General features: G+C 68.5%; 16 protein-coding genes. 5 read left to right on the plus strand and 11 right to left on the minus strand.

Annotation, left to right across the window (positions count from 1 at the left end):
• The 3 genes from AAF430_21555 to AAF430_21565 all read right to left on the minus strand — a co-directional run bounded on the left by AAF430_21555 (position 1) and on the right by AAF430_21565 (position 2,672).
• Complete coding sequence (locus AAF430_21555; GenBank protein MEM7412834.1) at positions 1-1,068, minus strand: hypothetical protein; 1,068 nt, start codon at positions 1,066-1,068, stop codon at positions 1-3.
• 138 nt (positions 1,069-1,206) lie between these two features.
• Positions 1,207-2,013, minus strand: a complete 807-nt coding sequence (locus AAF430_21560; GenBank protein ID MEM7412835.1) for an alpha/beta fold hydrolase — start codon at positions 2,011-2,013, stop codon at positions 1,207-1,209.
• 29 nt (positions 2,014-2,042) lie between these two features.
• Entirely contained in the window at positions 2,043-2,672 is a 630-nt protein-coding gene (locus AAF430_21565) for a glutathione S-transferase family protein (protein MEM7412836.1), read from the minus strand.
• A 122-nt stretch (positions 2,673-2,794) separates the two neighbouring features.
• Between AAF430_21565 and AAF430_21570 the strand changes: the two genes are divergently transcribed.
• Together AAF430_21570 and AAF430_21575 are read left to right on the plus strand one after the other, a co-directional pair.
• Positions 2,795-3,556: an alpha/beta fold hydrolase gene (locus AAF430_21570; GenBank protein MEM7412837.1), complete on the plus strand. Its 762-nt coding sequence runs from the start codon at positions 2,795-2,797 to the stop codon at positions 3,554-3,556.
• Between the two features lie 17 nt (positions 3,557-3,573).
• Positions 3,574-4,599: an alpha/beta hydrolase gene (locus tag AAF430_21575; GenBank protein MEM7412838.1), complete on the plus strand. Its 1,026-nt coding sequence runs from the start codon at positions 3,574-3,576 to the stop codon at positions 4,597-4,599.
• Here AAF430_21575 and AAF430_21580 read toward each other — a convergent pair whose 3' ends face one another.
• The gene (locus AAF430_21580) at positions 4,600-5,193 is read right to left on the minus strand and encodes a hypothetical protein (protein ID MEM7412839.1); all 594 of its coding nucleotides are present in this window, start codon (positions 5,191-5,193) and stop codon (positions 4,600-4,602) included.
• A 244-nt stretch (positions 5,194-5,437) separates the two neighbouring features.
• On the opposite strand from AAF430_21580, the gene AAF430_21585 reads away from it, so the two are divergent.
• From AAF430_21585 to AAF430_21595, 3 genes are all read left to right on the plus strand, one after another.
• Complete coding sequence (locus AAF430_21585; protein ID MEM7412840.1) at positions 5,438-8,605, plus strand: SBBP repeat-containing protein; 3,168 nt, start codon at positions 5,438-5,440, stop codon at positions 8,603-8,605.
• Between the two features lie 90 nt (positions 8,606-8,695).
• Complete coding sequence (locus tag AAF430_21590) at positions 8,696-10,408, plus strand: DUF3556 domain-containing protein (protein ID MEM7412841.1); 1,713 nt, start codon at positions 8,696-8,698, stop codon at positions 10,406-10,408.
• 24 nt (positions 10,409-10,432) lie between these two features.
• Positions 10,433-11,626, plus strand: a complete 1,194-nt coding sequence (locus tag AAF430_21595; protein MEM7412842.1) for a CoA transferase — start codon at positions 10,433-10,435, stop codon at positions 11,624-11,626.
• 6 nt (positions 11,627-11,632) lie between these two features.
• Here the strand turns inward: AAF430_21595 and AAF430_21600 are convergent, their stop codons facing one another.
• The 7 genes from AAF430_21600 to AAF430_21630 all read right to left on the minus strand — a co-directional run.
• A complete protein-coding gene (locus AAF430_21600) occupies positions 11,633-13,714 on the minus strand; it encodes a TonB-dependent receptor (protein ID MEM7412843.1) in 2,082 nt (693 codons plus the stop codon).
• Between the two features lie 69 nt (positions 13,715-13,783).
• On the minus strand, positions 13,784-14,461 hold the full coding sequence (locus tag AAF430_21605; protein MEM7412844.1) for a nitroreductase family protein: 678 nt from the start codon (positions 14,459-14,461) through the stop codon (positions 13,784-13,786).
• Between the two features lie 51 nt (positions 14,462-14,512).
• A complete protein-coding gene (locus AAF430_21610; GenBank protein ID MEM7412845.1) occupies positions 14,513-16,747 on the minus strand; it encodes a DUF3604 domain-containing protein in 2,235 nt (744 codons plus the stop codon).
• 18 nt (positions 16,748-16,765) lie between these two features.
• A complete protein-coding gene (locus AAF430_21615) occupies positions 16,766-17,680 on the minus strand; it encodes an alpha/beta fold hydrolase (protein MEM7412846.1) in 915 nt (304 codons plus the stop codon).
• 109 nt (positions 17,681-17,789) lie between these two features.
• On the minus strand, positions 17,790-19,346 hold the full coding sequence (locus AAF430_21620; protein MEM7412847.1) for a hypothetical protein: 1,557 nt from the start codon (positions 19,344-19,346) through the stop codon (positions 17,790-17,792).
• Positions 19,347-19,473: 127 nt separating this feature from the next.
• Positions 19,474-20,061 (minus strand): nucleotidyltransferase family protein, encoded by a 588-nt coding sequence (locus AAF430_21625; GenBank protein MEM7412848.1) that lies wholly within the window; start codon positions 20,059-20,061, stop codon positions 19,474-19,476.
• Positions 20,058-21,116: XdhC family protein (locus AAF430_21630; GenBank protein ID MEM7412849.1), on the minus strand; the 1,059-nt coding region annotated here is incomplete at its 5' end. The genes AAF430_21625 and AAF430_21630, both read right to left, overlap by 4 nt.

Here is a 21,116-nt window from a genome sequence, read left to right on the forward strand (position 1 = left end):
CTAGCTGCTCCGCATGTACTGCTTGATGGCCGGCATTCCGGCCATCTCGTCGATAGAAATGCGCGCCAGAGCTTTGAGGTAGCCCTGGTAGGTTCGCTCGGTCACCCCCAGTCGAGCCGACTCGGCAGTGGGGTGTCTTCCCGAAGTCGCACCGTAGAGAGTCAAGAGAAGTCGGGCTTTGCGGTCCCATTGCGCGGCTGAACTCTTGATGAATACCGAGACGCGCGCAGTCAGGATTTCTCGGATTGCTCTTGGCAAGAAGCGCTGACGCTCGATCACTGACTCGATGGCCGTAGCGGACTCACGCCGCGCGCTGGGTATCGCGGCTTGTTCCGTTGCACGAAACCGGATCACGGCAAGAATCGACGACCTCATGAACTCACGAAGTGTGAACTCTTCGGCCCCGGAGGTGCGCAGCGAGTCCACGAGGGTGCGCGAGTGACGATCTTGCTCTGGGTCGATCAGGGTGATTGGCTCGGCCGAGAGAGCGAGGTGCGACAAGGTCGGCCATACATGTCGGGGGAAGTCGATCGCACCGTGAGATGTACAGCCGTTCGAGTCGGGGAAGCGAATGGCGGAATCGTCGCGGATCGCGTCCCCGTCTGGCTTTCCTCCGTCGACCTCAAGAGTTTGCGTCATACACTGCGCAAGAAGCCACTCGTGGGAGAATCGGGTGAAAGCCTGGATTTCCGGGGAGAAGACGCGGAGGCGGTGACCGACCCAGTAGTCGACGTAGAACTGGAGCGCCGCATCGGCCGAGCGACACTGGTCGATATCGTTGAGAATCGCGACACGAGCTCGGAGGAATTCATCGGCGAGCTCTCGCCCAGCTGCTTTGCGAGCTCGAGCCCCGAGCGTTTCTCCATCACCTAGCCCCAAGAGAACGGCGGGCTCAATACTCGAGCCCAGGATCTCAGTTAGATCGTTCGAGACAATGGAGGTAAGTGCTTCAGGGTCAGTTCGCCTACGAAGGTGTCGCGTGATGACGTCCGCTATCCGAGTGTCCATTGCGAGTTCCTTTTCGTACTTCGCTCGGTGCTGCAGGGAGTCGCCGTGCAGTAGGTCCAAGAAAACGAAAAGGCCGGGGCGCGTGCGCCCCGGCCTTCAGTACTCCGAACTTACCGCGAACCATGCGCAGGTCCGCGCATACCTGTCAAGCCTCAATTCCACCGTCTGGACGCGCTCGGATGCGTCTACCGACCGGGGTTAAAGGCCCCCACGGTACACTTGGGCGCTCGATCTCAATTCCTCGACTCCTTCCTGGATCGTCCGCACCACCCGCTCCGGGTCGTCCCGCTGCACGTAGTGACCGCACGCGTCGCAGGTCTCTTGCGAGCCGCGAGGCGAGAGCCGCGCCAGGTCGGCCTGGGCGCGCGCCCACTCCCGGCGCAGGTTGGGCATGCTCGCCGGGCGCTGTCCCGCGCTCAGCACACGTACCGGAATGGGCGGGAAGGGCGCCGCGGCCCGCAGCTGTGCCTCGGTTCGCGCCGACGCGGCGAGCTCGGCGCGGGCTCCAGCCGGCATGAGCCACCGCACGAACCAGGGCACGCCGCAGCGCTCGACCTCCTGCGCGACACAGCGCTGGCTGAAGTCCACGTGGCGGGCATCGACGAAGACGACGCCGGCGACCTCCTCGGGGTGCTCCCGCGCGAAGAGCTCGACGAAGTGACCGCCGAGGGAGTGTCCTACCAGGAGGTAGGGCGGCGCGAGGTCGAGCGCGCGGAGCAGGCGGCGCAGCTCGGCGACGACCGTGGCGCCGTCGCGCAGGGCCGCGGACGAGTGGCTCCCACCGTAGCCGGCGCGGTCGTAGGCGAAGGCGCGCGCGAACCCGGAGACCGGTTCGAAGACACCGCTCCAGGAATCGCGCCCGTCCCCCAACCCCGATTCGAATACGACGACGGGTCCGTCTGCGCCGGCGAGGGCGTAGGTGTGGGTGGCGTCGCCGACGCGCCGCGACGCCTCGGGCAGGGATGCGCACGCCCAGAGCGCGATGAACGGCAGCACCCATGCCATCCCTCGAACGACACGCGTGGGCGGCCGGCTCATGCAGGAATCGCGTCGATCGAGACGTGCCCGTCCTCGCTCCGCACCCGCTCGAGCCAGGCACCGACCGCCGGATAGCGACCGAGGTCGAAGCCGCCTCCTTCGGCCACGTGGACGTAGCCGTACACGCTGATGTCCGCGGCGCTGTAGCGCTCGCCCACCAGGAACGACCGCGCCGTGAGGTGGCCGTCCAGGACGCCGAGGGTCCGGTTCCCCATCCCCGTCCAGAGCCCGAAGTCGCGCTCGGTGGCGAATCCCTCCACCACCTCTGGGAAGGTGCGGCAGAAGCGCGCTCGTCCGATCACCCGGTCGATGTTGCTCTGCTCGAAGAACATCCAGCGGAGCACCTGGGCTCGCTCCAGTGAGTCGACGGGCATCAGGCGCGAACCGTCGGTCAGCCAGCACAGGATCGCGTTGGATTCCACGAGATGGGTGCCGTCCGACAGCGCGAGGACCGGGATCTCGCCGTTCGGGTTCTTGCGCAGGAACGCCTCGCTGCGCGTTTCGCCGGCGAGGATGTCCACGCGCTCGTAGGCGAACGGAAGCTCCAGCTGGGCGAGGGCGAGACGAATCTTGTAGCCGTTGCCCGAGAACGGGTAGTCGTAGAGTTTCGTCGCGCGGATCGACATCGGGCGACTCTCCCTCTCCCAGAGCCCGGGGGAGTAGACCCGACCCGGGACGCGCGAGCAAGGGGCCAGCGGCCCTCCGGACGTGCCATGCTACGGGCGCGAGGAGGTCTACGGGCCCAAGCATGCCGACGCTCGAGCGTGACGGAACGCATCTGTACTACGAGGTCCACGGCAGCGGGCCCGCGATTCTGTTGACCCACGGCTTCAGCGCGACGTCACAGATGTGGGCCCCCCAGATCGAAGCGCTCTCGCGGGAACACACCCTCGTGCTCTGGGATCTCTGCGGCCACGGCAGGAGCGGCGCTCCGGAGCAGACCTTGCGCTACCGCGAAGCGCCGGTCGTGGCCGACCTGGAGGCTCTCCTCGATCAGGTGGGCGCAGACCGGGCCGTGGTCGGGGGGCTGTCGCTCGGCGGATACCTCTCACTCGCCTTCGCGCTCGATCACCCGAACCGTGTGGCCGGGCTGTTGATCATCGACACCGGGCCCGGTTTCAAGCGCGACGACAAGCGGGAAGAGTGGAACGCGATGATGCTCGAACACGCCGACGCCATCGCGACGCGCGGCTTCGACGCGCTGCTCGGCAACGGAGATCCCCGCCTGGGGTCCCACTCGGCCACGCGGGGGCTCGAACTCGCGGCGCGCCACATGCTCGTTCAACACTCGCCCAGGGTGATCGAGGGGCTCCCGCGCCTCGACGTGCCGGCGCTCGTCGTGGTGGGCGCCGAAGACACCTCCTTCCGCGCGGCCGCCGACTACATGGCGCAGGAGCTCCCGCGCGCGACGAAGGCGGTCATCGAGGACGCCGGTCACACGGTCAACCTCGACCAGCCCGAAGTCTTCGACCGGGTGGTGCTGGACTTCCTCGAGAGCCACGGCCTCTGAGCCAGGAGCGCATTCCCATGGCCCGTTTCTTTCTTCGTTTCGGTGTCGGCCTCGCGCTGCTCGCGGTCATCGGCTTCGGCATCACCTACAGCTGGACCTTCACGCCGCACGGTCGGCTCGACTACGCGGCAGCGTTGATCGCGAAGCTCGCAGCGTCCCAGGACCGGCCGCTCGTGATGACGCCCGAGGCCCGCGCGCGATCGAACGCCGCGACCCGAGACCTGCTGCCCCGCTTCGACACGCCCCCGCTCGCTTCGGTAGAGGACCGCGAGATTCCCGGCCCGGGCGGCGAGCCTCTGGTCGTACGCATCTATACGCCCGACGCACCCGGGCCCCTGCCGCTCTATCTGAACCTCCACGGCGGCGGCTTCTGGATGGGCAACGAGTACGTCTTCGATGCGCCCAACCGCTCCTTTGCTGCGCAGGCCGAAGTGATCCTCGTGTCGCCCGACTACCGGCTGGCGCCCCAGCATCCCTATCCGGCCGCCGTCGACGACGGCTACGCGACACTCTTGTGGATGCACGCGAACGCCGAGGCCCTGGGTGGCGACGCCGCGCGCATCGCCATCGGGGGCGCGAGCGCCGGCGGGAATCTGGCCGCCGCGCTGGCGTTGCGTGCCCGCGATCAAGGCGGGCCCGACCTCGCGTTCCAGTACCTGAACGTCCCGGTCACGGATCTCGTCGGCGACGAGCCCTGGCCGTCCTTTGCCGAGGCGGGCGACGACTACCTGCTCAAGGTGTCCCAGCTGCCGGTCATGCTCGAGGCCTACGTGCCCGACCCGGCCGAGCGCTCCCACCCCTACGTCAGCCCGCTCTGGGCGACGAACCTGCGCGGCTTGCCGCCCGCGCTGATCGTCACCGCCCACTTCGATCCGCTGCGCGACCAGGGCGAGGCGTACGCGCAGAAGCTCGAGGCCGCCGGCGTTCCGGTCACGCTCCACCGGGAGCCCGGAGCCATCCACGGTTTCCTGGGCTCCCCCGAACGCATGCGCCGCCTGCAGGCGATGGCCGCGCGGGCGGTGAGCGCGGCGCTCCGGCGCTGATCAGCGCGGTCGCTCGCCGGCGCGTCGTCGCTGCGCGGCTGCGAGAACCAGCGCACCCACCAACCCGAACTGCGCCGGGGCCGAGAGCGTCGGCGCCGCGTCGATCGCCACGGGTGCCAACCAGAACGAGCCGACGACGGGCACCTCGCCCTCACCGATCAGGATCGCCAGGGCATTGCGATCGATCACATAGTCGTTGGGTCCGGACGCGGGGCAATCGGCGACACAGATCACATCGGCAAAGGTGGTTCCCGAGCCGGTGTCGATCTCTTCGACCAGCTGGATCTCGGTGTCGATGATCGTGCCCGTTGCGTCGGTCTGGATCCGGATCCGCGTCAGCGGGTGGAGCGGCGTCGCGTCCGAGATCGTCACCGGTCCGGCCGAGAACGAGAACGCGACCGGGGTGACGTCGCCGAAGGGAAGATTCTCGACGGGGCCCTGCAGGACCAGGCTTCCCGAGACGGAACTCCCCGGTGAGACCGTCCCGCTCGTGGTCGAGAACGCCGGTCCGTTCCATAGATAGAGGAACTGCTGGGCCCCGGCGGGAGTCGCCAGCAAGAGGATCGAGAGCGCGAGCGGCGCGAACCGGCGCATGCGCCAGCTCTATCACGCCGCAGCGGTCCGAGGCCAGGGAGCGTTGCCTTCCCCTCGGGCACGCGCTCCGCGCCCGTAACGCGGGGGCGGATCCCGTCGACCTACTGGCGGCGCGCTGCGCCGATCTCCCTCGACCCGCCACGACCGCGCTCCGCTCCGGATTGTGGAGACGCTGCACCCGCACATCGTGCAAGCTGGGCCGCAGGCCGACCCCGCTTCGGATGCCCCTGCAGAGGAGATGCTCATGCGCTCGTTCCCCGTGCTCCCGTCGATCGTCCCGTTCACGCGCTTCGCCGTCGTCGGTGTGGTGGCGCTGTTCGCGTCGCTTGCTTTCGCAGCGGAGGCCGAGGTTCCGCGCGCGCTGCCCACGCCCGACCTGTTCTTCGAAACCAACCTCGGACAGTACGAGCGCGACATTGCCTACGTCGCGCGGGGCACGGGCTACCGCGTGGTCTTCGACGCTGCCGGCGCGCGCTATCTCGTTGGCGACGCCGCCAACCCGCACAGCTTGCGCGTCGTCACCGCCGGCGGAAACGCGCCCGAAGCGATCGTGCCGAGTGAACTTTCGCCCACGCGCACCCACTACTTCTTCGGCGAAGACCCGTCGCGCTGGGTCGCGGGGGCCCCGACCTGGTCGCGGCTTACGCTGCCTTCGGTCTACCCCGGGATCGACATGGTCTATCGCGCCGAGGGACCGCGCGCGGAGTACGACTTCGTGGTCGCGCCCGGCGCAGACCCGAAACGGATCGCACTCGCCTTCGAGGGGGCGGAAGCCGTGTCGATCGACGGCGAGGGCCGACTCGCGATCCACGTGGGGGGCGGCGTGCTCTGGACCGCACCGCCGGTGGCCTACCAGGAAGACGGCTCGGATCGCACGCCCGTCGCCGTGGCGTTCCGGCGCGCGGACGGCGATCGCGTCGGCTTCGAGGTCGGCGACTACGACCCGAGCCGAACCCTCGTGATCGATCCCGTCGTGCTCGAGTACTCGACGCGACTCGGAGGCTCGGGGACCGACGTCGCCACCGGTCTCGCCGTCGGCAGCGACGGCTCGATCTACGTCTCCGGTCGCACGACGTCCACGAACTTCCTCGGCACCAGCATGATGGGCGCCGGCATGAACGACCTGTTCGTTACGCGCCTTTCCGCCGACGGTTCGACGGCTCTCTACATCACCTACTTCGGCGGCGCGATGTCCGAGTTCCCGCTGGACCTGGCGGTGAACGCGGCGGGTGACGCCTTCGTCGTGCTCCAGACGGATTCCGCGATCACCCTGCCGAACGCCTTCGACGGCATGGTGAACGGCATGGACTACCTCGTCGCGCGCTTCAACGGCGCGGGCGTCCTCACCTACGGGTCCTACTACGGCGGGGCCGGGACCGACGGCGCCTTCGACGACGGCGGCATCGCGCTCGCCCCGAACGGCGACGTCTACATCACGGGGCGGACGGAAGCGCTCCCGGCGAATCACTTCGTGAACGCGTACCAGTCCGCCGCGTGCACGGCTCAGTGCGCCTTCGTCGCGGGCTTCGACACGACCCAGACCGGAGCCCCCTCCCTCGTGTACGGCAGCTACGTCGACGGCGATGGCGATGATGGGGGCCAGGACATCGCGGTCGACAGCGCGGGCCGGCTCTACGTCTTCGGCTTCACCGCGTCGGACGCCGGTCTGGTCGACGTGACCCAGGGCTTCCAGCCCGCCACGAACGACGCCGCCGACCAGGACAACTTCCTCTTGAAGCTCGACACGACCTTGTCGGGTGCGGCCCAGCGCGTCTACTCGACCTACATCGGTTCGCCCCAGATGGAGGCCGAGCCGCGCGGCAGCGTGTTCGTCGAGAGTGCGAGCGCCGTGTACGTCACCGGTGCGACCGCGGGGGTCGCCAGCACCACCCCGCCCTACGCGGCCGGCTTTCCCGTGAAGAACGCTCTCAACCCGACGCCGAGTCTGAACGAGGATGCCTACCTCGCGAAGATCGATACGACCACGACGGGGAACGCATCGCTGGTCTTCTCGACCTTCCTGGGCGAGGGCACGGGCCATCACGTGGTGACCGACAGCGCGGGGAACATCGCACTCGCCAGCGACTACCCGGCGGATGTCGCGCCGCTGGCCGAGTTCGCGGGCGGCGCGGGGAGCTTCCTGCAGCTCGACCCCACCGGACAGACCGTGCGCACGGCGACGCCGGTGCCCGGGGCGTTCCGGGTGGCCGTCGACGCCCAGGACCGCGTCTACGTCGCCGGCTCGACGAGCGCGACCTTCCCCGAGGTGAACCCGGTGGCAGGCAGCCCGGCCGGCGGGAGCGAGGTCTTCCTCGGTCGCTTCGAGGCGCTGCCCCTGACCGGCGCGACCCTCGTAGTGGAGGCGACCGCGAGCCAGGTGGGCGTGGGCGACGACTATGCCTACGCGATCACGCTCACGAACAACGGGTCGGTGCCGATCACCGACTTCACCGTCACCGGCGGTTTCCCGTCCGGACTCTCGACCCTGTTCTCGAGCCTGTGTTTCGTGTCGGTGGGCGTCCTGACGTGTGAGCCCTCGGACCCGCTGGCGTTTTCCGGCAGCGATGCCATCCAGCCCAACGAGCGCCTCACGCTCTTCGGCCGGGCCACGTCGGCATCCACGGGCAACCGCGACATCGCGAGCCTGACCGCCACGACGGTTCCCGCCGACCCGGATCCCTCGGACAACAGCGACGGCACGAACGTGTCGATCGTGACCACGCCTCCTACGACGACCGCGCTCGAGATCGCCGACTTCGACGCCTTCGGGATCTCGTCGGACATCGGCGGCTTCGCGGTCGACACGCCGACGGGCATTTTGGCCACCGGGAACGGCGTCCTCGACGAGACCGCCAACTTCATGGTCTTCGACGGCAGCATGCCGGTCTACGTCCAGGACGTGTATTCGCGCGGCCGGGTCGCCTTCGGCTTCGTCGAGCGCACCACCTGGACCCCGTCGAACGGCGACGCGATCAGCCTGCTCGACCTCGATGGAGGTTTCGGCACCCGCGATCGGGTCTACGCCCAGATCACCCTGGTGGGTCGGGGCCCCGTCGCGAACGTCCAGCTGCGCAGCGGCGACGCCTTCAGCGCAAGCGTGGCGGTCCCGGGCGCCGAGACCCAGGTGGGCCTCGACCCGGGGAAGCCCTTCACGATCACCCTCGACACGGTGGGGCAGCTCGCCACGGTCACCTACGACGGCACCACGATCCTCAGCGCCAACCCGTTCTCGACCGTCCTCTCGGGCGGTGCGGACATCGCCGATGTCGGCGACGACATGGTGATCAGCGTCGGAGGCGGTCGGCTCGACCTGGGCGGCGCGCTGCTGCCCGAGCCCGCATCGGCGTGGACCTCCGTCGCCGGGCTCCTCGTGGTGCTCGGGCTCGCGCGTTGGCGCGAAAGCCGTCAATGAGGACGGACTTTCTCGGCTGACTCGCACCCCTCGGAGAACATCGAGGATCGATCGCGGGGGCCACCGGCGCCGGGTTATGCTGGCCGCCCCATGCCCAACGAAGAAGCCAGTCTCGCCAACGACCTGCCCCCCTACGATCCCGCACGCGTCGTGAACGCGCCGTTCCCCGAGCGCGTGCGTCTCGCGTGTACGACCTGGGCGAACGAGAGCCCGAACCGCGTCGACGTGATGGCGCTCTACTGGGGGAAGTACCTCTTCGCACTGATCGGCGGTTGGGCCTTCTGGTGCAGCTTCAACGAGGGCTATCCGGGCTTCTTCCAGTTCGCCGACTGGGCGTTCACGAACGAGGCGTTCAAGAAGGCGATGGTCTGGTCGATGTGCTGGGAGCTCTTCGGCTTCGGCTGCGGCTGGGGTCCGATGAACGCGCGCTTCGAGAAGTGGTTCGGTGGCTATCGACACTTCGCGCGGCCCGGGACCATCAAGCTGCCGCTCTTCCGCGGCGCGCCGCTGATCGGCGACGACACCCGGAACTGGCTCGACGTCGGCATCTACCTGCTGACCCAGGTCTTGCTGCTCCGCGTCCTGTTCGCCCCCGAAGCGACAGCGGAGCTCCTGCTGCCCTGCTTCGTTTTCGTGGCCCTGCAGGGCGTGCTCGACAAGACGCTCTTCCTGGTGGCGCGCTACGAGCACTACTGGGTGGTGCTCGGCTGCCTGGCGCTCGCCTCGGCGAACGACCTCTGGATCGCCGGCGCGAAGGTCACGTGGTCCTTCATCTGGATCTGGGCCGCCGTGTCGAAATGGAACAGCCATTTCCCGTCGGTGATCATGTTCATGATGAACAACGGGCCCTTCTTCCCGAAGTTCCTCAAGAAGAACCTGTTCCGCAGCTTCCCCGACGATCTCCGGCCCTCGAAGTTCGCCGAGGGCATGGCCTTCTTCGGCCACGTCTCCGAGTTCTCGATCCCGTTCATCCTGCTCCTGGCGAGCGTCACCGGGAACGAGTGGATCCTCCTCGGCGCCTGCATTCTCTTCACCGGCTTCCACTCCTTCATCGGGCTCAACAACCCGAACGGCATGCCCGTCGAGTGGAACATCCTGATGATCTACGGCGGCTGGTTCCTGTTCTGGTTCCACCCGGAGGCCTCGGTCTTCGACATGACCCAGATGCCGGTGCTGCTGGGTGCCCTGCTCTTCTCGCTGGTGGTGGTGCCGACCTTCGGCAACTTCGTCCCGTCGCGTGTCTCGTTCCTGCCGTCCATGCGGTACTACGCGGGGAACTGGGCCTACAACATCTGGCTCTTCAAGAAGGGCGACGCCGTCGAGAAGCTCAAGAAGCTGAAGAAGACGTCGGGCACCGTGAACGAGCAGCTCGTGGATCTCGTCGAGGACCCGACCGAGCTCGAGTTCGCGAAGGCCATGATGTGCGTGAGTCGCTTCATGCACTTCCAGGGGCGCCCGCTCCTCGAAGCGCTCCCCGTCGCGGTCGACGACATCGAGGACTACGACTGGTACGAAGGCGAGGTGCTGGGTGGCACCATCCTCGGCTGGAACTTCGGCGACGGGCACCTGAACGGCGAACAGCTGCTGCGCGCGATCCAGCCCATCTGCGAGTTCGAGCCCGGCGAGCTGCGCGTGATCTCGGTCGAGTCCCAGCCGCTCTTCGGGTCGACGATGCACTGGCGCGTCTACGATGCGGCCGACGACAAGATCGCCGAAGGCCATACGAAGCTCTCCGACTACACCGAGCACCAGCCCTGGCCGACCGGCGACGTGGCGCGAGCCCTGTCGAACCCGGCGACCTAGCGAGCTCACTCAGGGGAGATCGTCATGGCAGGACCGCTCGAAGGCGTCCGCATCCTCGACGTGAGCGAAGTCATCTCGGGTCCGCTCGCCGCCATGATGCTGGCCGACCAGGGCGCCGACGTCATCAAGGTCGAGCCCCCGAAACACGGCGAAGAGAGCCGCCAGATCGCGAGCTACCGCGCGGGAATGGCCGCGCTCTACGCGAACTGCAACCACGGAAAGCGCTCGATCGGCATCGATCTCAAGAACCCGGAAGGGCTGGCGCTCTTCCAGGAGTTCGTGGCGACCGCCGACGTCGTCCTGCAGAACTGGCGCCCCGGTGCGGCCGAGCGCTTGAAGGTGGGCGAGGCGGACCTCCGCAAGATCCAGCCCGACCTCATCTACGCGTCGATCACGGGGTACGGCGACGACGGTCCCTACGCCGATCGGCGCGGCTACGACCCGATCTTTCAGGCGCTCACCGGCTACGTCACCGCCCAGCTGAACCCCGAGATTCCGATCCCCGATCTGGTGCGCAACGCCGTCGTCGACAAGGCGACTTCGCTCACGATGGCCCAGGCGATCACGGCGGCGCTCTTCGCGCGTGAGCGTGGCAAGGGGGGGCAGCATGTGCGCGTTGCGATGCTCGACGCGGGTCTCTCCTTCTTCTGGCCCGACGGCATGCTGCGACACACCTTGATCGGCGACGACGTCCAGAACTACGTGGTCCCGGGCGAGCGGTACCAGGTCTCCCCGACGCGCGACGGTCAGATCATTCTCTGGATGGGGACCGCTGCGCAGACGCGGGGTGGCCTGCGGGCCGTGGGGCGCGCGGACCTCGCGTCGTCCGAACGCCACCGCGGCAAGGCGTTCATCGAAGAGGCCCATGCCCTGGAACGCGCCGAGGCGATGACAGAAGGCTTGAAGAAGCTCACGTCGGCCGAGGCCTACGAGCGGCTCGTGGCCGAAGAAGTGCCCGTCGCGCCGGTGCTCGAGCACCGCGACGTCCTGCGCGACCCCCAGCTCGTGCACAACGGGTCGGTGATCGAGGCCGAGCATCCGGTCTACGGCCCCTACCGTCGGGCGCGCCCGGCGGCCCGCTTCTCGGTGACGCCGACCGAGCCCGCGAACGCCCCCGCCCTCTACGGCGAACACACCGACGACGTGTTGGCCGAGTTCGGCAAGGACGAAGCGGCACGCAGCGGGCTTCGCGAGCGCGGGGTGGTTCCGTCGCGCTGATCCGCGCTAGAACGCGACTCGGATCCAGCCGCGAACATTGCGTCGGTTGCCGGGCGAGAAGTGGAAGTCCGGAACACCGGGTCCCCCGCCTGCGGCGGGACAGCGTAGTGGGTCGACGCCGACTTCCGACCGCGCGCACGAAGCGAAGAAGAACTCGGAACTGCGCCACTCCGTGTCGGTCAGGTTCTCGACGGCGATGCCCACCTCGAACGGTCCGCGCCGGTAGGCGGCGCCCAGATCGAACACGGTGTAGTCCGAGAGGCGCGGATCGTTGAAGGTCTCGGTCGCATAGCGTTCGCCGAGATGGCGTCCGCTCATCTCGATGCTGAATCCTTCCCACTGCGCACCGACAGCGCCCTTCGCGACGAAGCGCGGCGCCTGGGGGATGGGGACCTCGTCGCGGGTGGTGCGCGCCTCGACGTACGCCAGATCCCCACGTGCGTAGAGCCACGACGTCAAGAACAGCTGGGCTGCCGCTTCGATGCCCAGGCGTCGGCTGCGCCCACTGCTCTCGGTGGCGCCTTCGTCGCCCACGAAGACCAGCTCGTCCTCCAGCTCGAGCCAGAAGGCGTCCGCCGACACATGCAGCCGATCGAAGAGGATGGTGCCGAGCCCGACCTCGGCGCCGGTCGCCTGCGCGAGCACGCTGTCGCGCCCGGACGCGGCAGCGAGCCGGGCGTCGTTCGAGTGGAAGCCAATGCCGAAGTGGCCGAAGAGCTCGAGCTGGCGCAACGCTCCGAATTCGCACGGCAGCACGCCTTCCTCCGAGAACGGGGCGAGCACCAGCGCCGCCTTCGGGAGCCAAAGGTCGTCGTGCCCGGCGCCGTTCGGGCCGCTCGTGCGTCGGGACTCCACGTCGAAGAGCAGCGTCTCGTAGCGCAGCCCGCCCACCCAATCGATCCAGGGGAGCGGCGAGAACTCGAGTTGTACGTAGGGTGCGAGGGTCGCCTCGACGATCTCGTCGTCGTTCGAGAAACCGGTGCGCTGGCGTCGGGTCTGGGTGCCCAGGCGTACATCCGCATCGTCGAGGCGCCACTCGAAGCCGAGGTCCAGCTTCGGTGTCCCCCAGAAGTCGAAGACATGGGAGAGCTCGCTGCGGCCTCCGGCCTGGATGCGGCGGTCGGTCTGAAGGATCCCGTCGCCCGCGGCGGTGTCGTTCTGGAAGAAGGTGAAGTTCGAGAAGAGGTCGAGTTCGTAGTAGACGGCGTAGGCGTTGGTGAAGAAGCGCGTCGCGCCACCGGCGTCCCAGTCGAGCTGTAGCTTCGCCTGGGCGCGACCCGACTCCCCACCCTCGGTGGGGTCGAGGGAGCCAAAGCGCGGGAGCTGGTCGCTCTCGACGAGCCGCTCGGGGACCAGCCCGGACGCATTCCACTCGGCGACGTAGCCGAGCACGTGTCCCGACAGGCGCAGGTCCGGCATGATCTCGACGCCGGCACTCGCGAAGACCGAGAAGCGCTCGAGGTCCTCGTCGTTCCGGAAGGGGCCGTCAGTGCGGTAGGCCTCGAAGGTCAGCAAGTTGTCGACGTCCGGCAGGTCGGCGCTCAGGACGCCGACGCCTCGCAACGTGTCGAACTCACCGCCCTCGAGCTTCAGGCTCGACTCGTCGGCGCGCACGAGCGGCCGGTACTCGATCGTTGCCGCCGTCGCGAAGTCACCGAAGCGCGGCGAGTAGGGTCCCTTCTGCACGTCGAGCCGGTCGATGCCTTCTTTGGTGACGAAGTGGAGGTCGAGGAAGCCCTGGCCATGCGCGTGGGATCGCAGGTTGATCGGTACGCCATCGAAGTAGACGGCGAGGTCGGTGCCGTGGTCGGCGTCGAAGCCGCGCAGGAAGTACTGCTCGGCCTTGCCGCCGCCGGTGTGCTGGGCAGTGAGAGCGCCGGGCACGGCTTCGAGCATCTGGCCCCCACTCTCCAAGGGCCTCAGGGCGAAGTGCTCGGAGGGAACCACCTGCCGGGTCGTCGCCGTCTGGCTGCTTCGGCCCTCGACGACGATCAGGTCCGCATCCGGGTCCGGTTCGTGCGCCCGCGCGATTGCACTCGTCAGGCAAACGGAGACGACCAGGGCCAGCCAGTGGGAAACGCGAAGCACGGGCGCCAGACGATACGGCGAGCGGTCGCCCGCGGCCATTGCGTTCGGCGCACGAATCGCGGGAGCGGCTCAGTTCTCCAGCGGCGGCCCGTCGAAGCGCTCGTCGCAGGCGAAGGCACTCACCGGCTTGCGCTTCAAGCGGGTGATCGTGCGCGCCGGCTTCCCGGCCGCGAGGGTGCAGGCCACCGCCCACGGCTGCGGAATCCCGAGCCGTTCGCGAAGGGCGGGCTCTTCGCGGCAGGTGAAGGTGATCGGGACCCCACCGAACCCCTCGCTGCGCAGGCCGAGCAGCAGGTTCTGGACGAAGGGGTAGATCGACGCGCCGCCGATCAGGCTTTGGCGCTCGAGGAAGCCATCGAGGAACGCGATCTTCGAGAGATCGGCACACACGACCAGCAGGGCGGCGCACTGGTCGATCGCCTCGAAGCGGGGCAAATCGTCCCGCTTCCGGGCGGCGTCCAGGTCGACGGCCGGCGGACGCCAGACGCCGTCATCGCTCGCAGAGAACGGCTCGGACCCACTGCCGAGCTGCGCGACGTACTCCTTGAACGGGCCCTGCGCCAGATCGCCGATCGCCTGCTTCGCCTGCGCGTCGCGCACCACGATCACCCGCCAGGGCTGGGCGTTGCGGCCGCTCGACGCGAAGCGGGCGTGGTCGAGCACGCGCACGAGGGTCTCCTGCGGGAGCGGGTCGCCCGTGAACTCGCGGGTGGCGGGTGTGGTTCGCATCGCTTCGTAGAGGTCCATCTCGTCTCCAGGGTGGGTCGGGCCATCGGCCCAGGCGCGCCGCGCGACGGTCTAGCGCGAGCGCCGCGCGCTCGGATGGTCCAGATAGATAGGCGACGACCAGGCGCGTGGGCGGTCGGGTGCCAGGCAGGGTTCGGTGTCGCCGCAGATGGCGACCGCGGTGCAGCGGCCCGCCGCATCTCGCGTGCAGTTCAGCGGGGTGCCATTCGCGGTCGGGGCGGGGGCTTCGAAGACCCGCGCGTAGTACACGGTGTCGCGGCCACCGGCTGGGAACGCGTCGTCGCGGAAGGTCGCGACGCAGCCGGCCGCATCCCCGTCGCATTCGAAGCTCTGCCACGGATCGTCGATCAGGCCGCCGATGTCTTCATCGGGGCGGACCTGGGGGCGAATGCGGATCAGGTCGATGCGTTCGATCGGCCGGCGGGTGTCGCCCGGGTGGTAGCACTCGCCTACGCAGAGTCGCGCCACTTCGTCCGGGCCCAGCTGGGCCAGCGGTTCGTCGGGGCAGCCCGGCTTCTGGGTGCGCGAACCGACGGCGCGCACGCGGAAGCGTGGCGTCGCGTCGCTCTCGAGCTCCGACCCCATCGGGAGCGCGCCCTCCTCGGTGAGCAGCTCGAACCACAGCAGGATGCGCGGGCCGCTCGTGCCGTAGATCGAGCGCCGCTCGAGCGCTTCCCAGATCGAGGCGCGGTCTCGTCCGTCGGCGTGGACGGCGACGAGACCGCCCGTGTACTGGAACGAAGCGGTCCGCTCGGCGCCGGCCAGCGAACTCAGCACGCTCGTCTCGCCGGGGAGGATCCGCACGGAGCGGGCCGCGCCCTCCCCCGAGCCGCCGAGCCGTGCGCGCAGCGCCTTGCCCAGGGCCGGCGCACCGTCGGGATCGTCGAAGCCGCCGTCGCTGTGGGTCAGCAGTTCTTTGAAGCCGGTGCCGGGACGGGCCGAGTGGTTGTCGCTGGAGGCCATGAAGCCCATCCGGAAGCGGCGGGGTGCGTCCGGGTCGGTGCCGAAGTTGCCGAGCGCCGCGATGTACTGGGCCGATCCGGTGGGGACGTAGTTGAAGGACGGCTGGTTGCAGTCGCGGCACTGGCCGGCGTCGAGCCACTCCTGCGAGCTGCCGTTCTCGATCGTCGCGATCGCGTCCTTGCCCGCGCGCATCGCGTTCTGGCGGGCGGTTTCTGCACGCGTTTCGCACTCGGCTCCACTTTCGCCGGCGGCGAGGCAGCGCGCGCGGATGATCCGTCCCGCCTGGCGACACACGGGCAGGTAGTCGTCGCGGGCTCCGGGGCACACGGGCTCACCGGCCCCGTCGCGCGTGAGGGGGCGCCAGTCGCGGTAGACCTCGGAGTCGCCGTGCCCCGAGTAGACCTCGAGCATCGTCTGCCAGTCGGGGTCGTGGAGGGCGCCGGCGAGCTGCTTGTCCCAGCTCGAGTCGGGCGGTGTGTAGACGCCCCAGGCGGTGCCGTGGGGGATCACGATGGCGTCGTGCCCCCAGTCGTCGAGCTTCCGAAACAGGTCGGCCGGGGTGGGCGCGACTTCTTTGCAATCCGCGTCGAGCGTGCGGACGGGGCCGTCTCCGCAGACGGGCGCATCGGTCCGCTGCGCGACGCGCCGCGAGAGATCATCGAAACGGCCGTCGAGCAGGCCGACGAACCCGCGCACGAGCGGCGACATCCCGGAGAAGAGCAGTGGGCGCGCCTTCGCGGCGATCGGGCGCGCGGGGATCCGCGCGTCGTCGGTGTGGGCGAGCACCACGTTCTTGTGTCCGTAGTGCTCGTCTGGTGAGAGCCCGGCCTGGGTCCATTCCCAACCCAGGAAGGCCACGCTGTCCGGGTTTCTTGGATCGCCCGCTCGGTCGTTGCAGGCGCGGATCGACGCCACCGTGTTCTTCCAGTCTTCGGGATGGAGTGACTGGGCGTGGTCGTTGATCGACCAGAAGTCGAGGGCCGCGCAGTGGCGGGCGAAGTCGCAGGCATCCGCCGGTGTCATCGCCCCGGCACCGCCCATCAGTGGCAGGTTCAGCAGGAACGCATCGTCCGAGAGCGTCGTGTGGACGTGAAGATCCCCGAACAGGATCTGACCGCTGGGCTCGGCACCGACCCCGCGCGTCGCGTCCCGCTGCTCGGTAGCGACGGCCGCAACGTCGGCGTCCGAGCGCGCCGCGGTCGCCGGTGCGACATCGACGCCGTCGATCGTTCCCCGCTTCCCGCTGCCACCCCACCAGGCGTAGGCCGTGCCCAGCCCGGCCAGCACGACCGCAGCAGCGAGGACGATCCCGATCCGGCGCATCCGACCAGAACGCTCCGGCTACGGATGCGTCTGGATGAACGCCTGGATCATCGCGACGAGCGTCTCCGGGATGTCTTCCTGACAGAAGTGACCCACGCCCGGGATCCGCACGACGGGCTTGTCTCCGTGGATGTTCTGGAAATCGGCGATCGACATCTCCGGCGCGATCCCGAAGTCCATGTCGCCCGACACGAGCATCGCGGGTTTCGACTTCACCTTCTCGAGGTTCCCGGTCTCGAGCCCCGCGAGCGTGTACGGGATGAAGCGGTTGTAGTGGACATCGAGGGGGAACTCGATGGCTCCGATGCACGACTCACGGTCCGGGAAGGGGGCCGAGTAGGCGCGAATCCAGGTCTCGTCGACGGCGCTCGAGTTCTGGAAGCCGATGATCTTCATCACCGAGAGCACCGTCGAGCCCAGTTCGCCGAGGATGCCGCGCAGCGTCCCCGCCTCTTCGTGCTTCTCGATCCACTGGAACCAGGGCGTCTTCTCCGGAGGTAGGGGCGCGCCGCCGTAGCCGAAGAGCGTGTTCATCAAGAACAGGCGCTTCACCCGTTCGGGGTGCCGGATCGTGTAAGCCCCCGTGATGGGGCCGCCCCAGTCCTGACACACGAAGGTGATGTCGGTGAGGTTCAGGTCGTCGAGGAAGTTCTCGAGATTCTCGACGTGGGTCTCCAAAGTGTAGGTTCGATCCTGTGGCGTCTCGGACTTCCCGAAGCCCATGTGGTCGGGCACGATGACCCGGTAGTCGGCCGCCAATGCCGGGATGAAGTTCCGGTAGAGGTAGCCCCAGGTCGGCTCACCGTGGAGGCACACGATCACCTCCCCATCGCGCGGGCCTTCGTCGACGTAGTGCTGGCGAAAACCCGCCGCCGTCGAGAAGTGGGGTGCGAAGGGCCAGGTTCCGTCGAAGGTTTCGTTGGCGTCGATCATTGGGGGGCTCCTCTAGGACCGGGCGCGCGCAGACCGGCTGAGACGTCAGCAGGCTAGCTCGGCCCGATGGGGGACCGCACGCTCGCTCCCGTGAGGCTCCGGACGCAGTCTACGAACGAACCCGTCGCCAGAAGGCAAGCGCACAGACCATGAGGAAGCCGACGCGGGTTCCCAGCGCGACGCCCGGCGCCTGCAGGGGGATCGGTGCGCTCATTTCGCTGGTGTTGCCATCGGCGTCTGTGGCGGTGCCCACGATTCGAGTTCCCACGGGCACGGGGTTGTTCGGGAAATAGCCGACCGAGCGATACAGGAGCAAAGACGACAAGGGGTAGACGTCGACGCCAAGACGGGTCTTCCTCTCATCCAACGGATCCAAGAACCACTCGGTGGTGATGGGGAACGCCGCCTCGGTCGCAGCGGTGTCGACCTTGTACAGGATGCGGACTTTCTGTTCCGCAGACGAGTAGACCGTCTCGTCAGGGTCCGGCTCGGGTGAGTTCATGCGGTGGTTGGGGCCGGTATCCACGTCCAGAGGGTCGTTCGGCGTCGGGCCATCGGCCCCAAGATCGATCTCGGGCCCGTCGTTGGCCCAGAGAATCGACCGAGAGACACGGTTTCCGGTTCCATCCGAGACCTGAACACCGGGGCCCTGGTTGAAGGCGACATCATCGAGGAACGAGGTCGTGTCCTCGCCGTCCATATCGATCCCCGGCCCCGCATTGGGCAAAGGAGTCGATCCGTCGGCACCGAGGCCAACTGCGTTTCCCCAGACGAGTGTGCTATTGCCCGAGATGCGTATGCCGCCGAGCGTATTCGCGGAAACCAGATTGCTCCCGTTGCTGCCGCCGATCTGATTCTCGAAACCGCCTGATACTCGGACACCGAAACCACCGTTGGGGATCGCTACCGACCCAGAGGCGTCGACGCCGACTCGGTTGCCGGCGACCACGTTCTCTGAACCCTCGATGCGGATACCGTCGGATCCATTTCCGGAAACCACGTTGGCGCGACCGGAACAGCTTCCCACCGGTAAGGAGCTGCATTGACGTCCGACCTGCGCAAATCGTGCTCCTGCCGATACGAGGACGCCCGCATCTCCGTTCCCCGCGCTCATCGAGCCCTGCTCGAGCCCGATGTGGCAACCGCGAACCTTGGAGTACTCGCTGTCAACGACGATGCCATGGTCGGGGAAATGGACGATGCCGATATGCCAGATCAATTGGGAGGGACCGCTCAATCGAAGACCGTCACCGGAGGCGAGTGAGCTTCCGTCCAAGACGACCACCGGCCGAGCCCATGGATCGGAGTGGTCGAAGCCAGCGGCGTCTCCGCCCCCAATAATCAGGCCCCGTTGGCTCAGCGCTGGGAGTGCCGCGGAGACGACGATTCGAATCTGTCCGTTGGCGTCGGGCACGAGCGCGGGTGAACCAAATCCGATGACATCGTTTTCCCCGGCCTGCTGGATCGCCGCGCGGAGCGTGCACTCCGCTTCGGGACCCGAAGGGCCTGCGATCGTGCCGCCCGTGTCACAAGCGCCGTCCAGCGGGTCGAGGTCGCCTCCATCGCCAATCGAGTTCACGTCCCAGTCCACAGCCGCTGCCGGGGCTCCGAGAATCCAGGGAGCCAACAGGAGAAGCATCGGCCAGCGGAGACGTGTGCTCTTCATGCCGAAGATCTCGACAGCCCGCTGGAGCGCCTTGAGCGACCTTACCGAGCGATTCCGCTGGCCTCGGCGCCCCGAGTGCGTTCCGCTGGAGGTGCAACTCCGCGGCAAGGCAGGAACGTTCGGAACATCACGGAGAGCGGGAGTTTCGCAGCTGCCAGCGCTCCCAGTCGGCCTCGTCGTCGATGTCGAAGGCGGCTTCCGGGGCGTCGAGCGCGAAGGCGCGCTCGGGGGCGCTGGCCAGGAGCGCGCGAGCGCCGCGATCGCCGTCGAGCTTCCGGAGGGTCGCCAGGTCGTCGGCGTCGGAGAAGAGCGCCGGCACGCCCAGGGTGTCTGCGTAGCGGCAAGCGACGCGGGGGTGGCCTTCGCGAGACGCCGCGATCAGGCGCGCGAGGAGCGCCGCGTCGACGCCGGGTTGGTCGGCGAGCGTGACGAGGCAGGCGTCGCCCGAGGCAGCGGCCACGCCCGCCGCGATCGAGGCGCCCATGCCCGCTTCCCAGCGCGGGTTCTTCACGCAGCGCACCGGCAGGTCGCCGAGCGCGGCCCGCACCTCGGCCGCGTCGGAGCCCAGCACGACGAGACACTCGTGCGCGCCGGCTTCGAGCAGAGCGCGTGCCGCGCGGGCGACGAGGGCTTCCCCCTGCCAGGAGAGCAGGGCCTTGGGGCGTCCGAAGCGGCGTGCGGCGCCTGCGGCGAGCAGGACGCCCGAGATCTTCACGCCGGGTCTCGCTCGTAGATCGGCGCCTTGCGTTCGCGCAGCCAGCCGCCGCTCCGCTCGTGGTGGACCGCGAGCATCTCGCTCACGATCGACAGCGCAATCGCCTCCGGACCATCGCCGCCGAGGTCGAGCCCGGCCGGCCCGTGAATCCGTTCCCGATCGGCGTCGCGGATGTCGATGCCATCGCGTTGGAGTTCGAGCAGCAGGTCCTCGGTGCGCTTCCGCGGCCCGAGCATGCCGATGTAGGGCGCGGGCGAGTCGAGCAGTTGCTCGAGCACGCTCCGATCGCGTAGGTAGTGGTGGTTCATCACCAGCGCGAAGCTGTGCGCGTCGATGGCGAGGCGTTCGACTCCTTCCTCGACGGGGACGCAGGCGACCTCGCAGCCTGTGAAGTGCTCGCTCCGCGCGTAGGCGGCGCGGGGGTCGGCGACCGCGACGTCCCAACCCACGCCGAGCGCCAAACGCGCCACAGGCGCTGCGTCGGGCCCGGCACCGAAGATCGCCAGTCGCGGCGGTGGCGCCACGCGTTCGATCGCCCAGCCTTCGACGTTCACGCCGGCTCGTGTCCCGGCTGCGGCGGAGTGCAGCGCGGCCTCGAGCGCGGCGTCTTCCGCGGTCGAGGTCGGCAGCGCTTCGCATCGGCCGTCTGCGTGTCGCACCAGGTGGGTTCCGAGTCGCTCCTGCGTGAGTGCACTGGCCAGCACGCCGACTTCGCGCCGCATCCGCCACGCCGACAACCACCCGAGCACGCCGGGCTCACTCGGCGTCACGCGCTCGAGCAGCACCTCGACGCGTCCCGCGCAGCCGAGGCCCATGCCCCAGACGAGGTCCTCCTCGCGGGTGGCGTCGTAGACCGCGAGCTGGGGCGTGCCCGTCGCGCGCACCGCGCGGGCGCGTTCGAGCAGATCGCCCTCGAGGCAGCCGCCACCGACGAGGCCCACCCAGGTGTCGTCGGGCAGCACGAGCATCCGCGCGCCGGGGCGCCGGTAGGTCGAGCCCTCGGTGTGCACCAGAGTGCCCAGAACGGCCGCTTCGTCCGGCGCGAGGGCATCGAA

The sequence above is a fragment of the Myxococcota bacterium genome (genome assembly GCA_039030075.1).
GTDB lineage: Bacteria > Myxococcota_A > UBA9160 > UBA9160 > SMWR01 > JAHEJV01.

Bases quoted from the DNA above. Each gene is read 5' to 3' on its own strand.
- AAF430_21560 (MEM7412835.1), bottom strand. From the start codon at position 2,013: ATGGCATGGGTGCTGCCGTTCATCGCGCTCTGGGCGTGCGCATCCCTG.
- AAF430_21565 (MEM7412836.1), bottom strand. From the start codon at position 2,672: ATGTCGATCCGCGCGACGAAACTCTACGACTACCCGTTCTCGGGCAAC.
- AAF430_21570 (MEM7412837.1), top strand. From the start codon at position 2,795: ATGCCGACGCTCGAGCGTGACGGAACGCATCTGTACTACGAGGTCCAC.
- AAF430_21575 (MEM7412838.1), top strand. From the start codon at position 3,574: ATGGCCCGTTTCTTTCTTCGTTTCGGTGTCGGCCTCGCGCTGCTCGCG.
- AAF430_21580 (MEM7412839.1), bottom strand. From the start codon at position 5,193: ATGCGCCGGTTCGCGCCGCTCGCGCTCTCGATCCTCTTGCTGGCGACT.
- AAF430_21585 (MEM7412840.1), top strand. From the start codon at position 5,438: ATGCGCTCGTTCCCCGTGCTCCCGTCGATCGTCCCGTTCACGCGCTTC.
- AAF430_21590 (MEM7412841.1), top strand. From the start codon at position 8,696: ATGCCCAACGAAGAAGCCAGTCTCGCCAACGACCTGCCCCCCTACGAT.
- AAF430_21595 (MEM7412842.1), top strand. From the start codon at position 10,433: ATGGCAGGACCGCTCGAAGGCGTCCGCATCCTCGACGTGAGCGAAGTC.
- AAF430_21605 (MEM7412844.1), bottom strand. From the start codon at position 14,461: ATGGACCTCTACGAAGCGATGCGAACCACACCCGCCACCCGCGAGTTC.
- AAF430_21610 (MEM7412845.1), bottom strand. From the start codon at position 16,747: ATGCGCCGGATCGGGATCGTCCTCGCTGCTGCGGTCGTGCTGGCCGGG.
- AAF430_21615 (MEM7412846.1), bottom strand. From the start codon at position 17,680: ATGATCGACGCCAACGAAACCTTCGACGGAACCTGGCCCTTCGCACCC.
- AAF430_21620 (MEM7412847.1), bottom strand. From the start codon at position 19,346: ATGAAGAGCACACGTCTCCGCTGGCCGATGCTTCTCCTGTTGGCTCCC.